Genomic DNA, 800 nt, shown 5'->3' with positions numbered 1-800 from the left:
TGAACATCCCCGAACCGGCTGGATTTCGCGGCCCCCGAGGCCTGACGCTCAGCGCAACGCACCACCACAACCGCAGACATGAAACGGCCCTCGCCGGGGACTGCAATCCCAGTGCGAGGGCCTGACCACCCAGGAAGAGAGAGCTTCCCGATGGGTACCCAGAACCCTATCGCGCCCCCGCGCGCCCAGGCCCGAGTTGCGGGCAACAAGCACCCGAACCGGCGGCCCGGCGCGGCCCACCGCACCGGCGGGCTCCAGCACGACAACACCCGCCACACCACCCGCTTCACGGTGATCGGCAACCACCTGGCCCAGCACAGGGAGCTCTCGCTCCTCGCCATCGGGCTCGGCACGCACCTCCAGTCGCTGCCCAAGGGCGCCCCGGCCGACATCAAGGCCCTCGCCGCCCGGTTCCCGGAGGGAGCCACCCGGATCGCCGCCGCCCTGCGCGAACTGGAGGCCCACGGCTACCTGCGCCGCGAACGCGTCCCACCTCCGCCGGCCGCATCGTGACCCGCACGATCTCCTGCAACCAGCCGATGGCGGCCCGCCACCGCTCGGAGACCCACGACCACCACGTGATCGACGACGAGGGCTGACAGACCAGGGCGCGACGAACAGCCGTCCGGCGCCTCGTAGGCTGGCCTCATGACGGAACTGCCCGACCGGCGTCTGCTGCTGGTGCACGCGCACCCGGACGACGAGTCGATCAACAATGGCGCGACCATGGCCAGGTACGCGGCCGAGGGTGCCCACGTCACCCTGGTCACGTGCACCCTCGGCGAACGCGGTGAGGTCAT

1 protein-coding gene and 1 pseudogene are annotated in these 800 nt (G+C 71.0%); both read left to right on the top strand.

The features are described 5' to 3' along the window. Positions 1-150: 150 nt before the first annotated feature. A pseudogene (locus C1J00_RS43565) lies at positions 151-563 on the top strand (helix-turn-helix domain-containing protein); the annotation flags it as partial. Between the two features lie 85 nt (positions 564-648). After that, on the top strand, positions 649-800 hold a 152-nt coding region (locus C1J00_RS43560; RefSeq protein ID WP_180989928.1), incomplete at its 3' end, for a PIG-L family deacetylase.

This window comes from Streptomyces cahuitamycinicus (assembly GCF_002891435.1).
Taxonomy (GTDB): Bacteria; Actinomycetota; Actinomycetes; order Streptomycetales; family Streptomycetaceae; genus Streptomyces; species Streptomyces cahuitamycinicus.
Note: the sequence above shows the minus strand (reverse complement) of the source record. Positions and strands in the feature narration are given on the sequence as shown.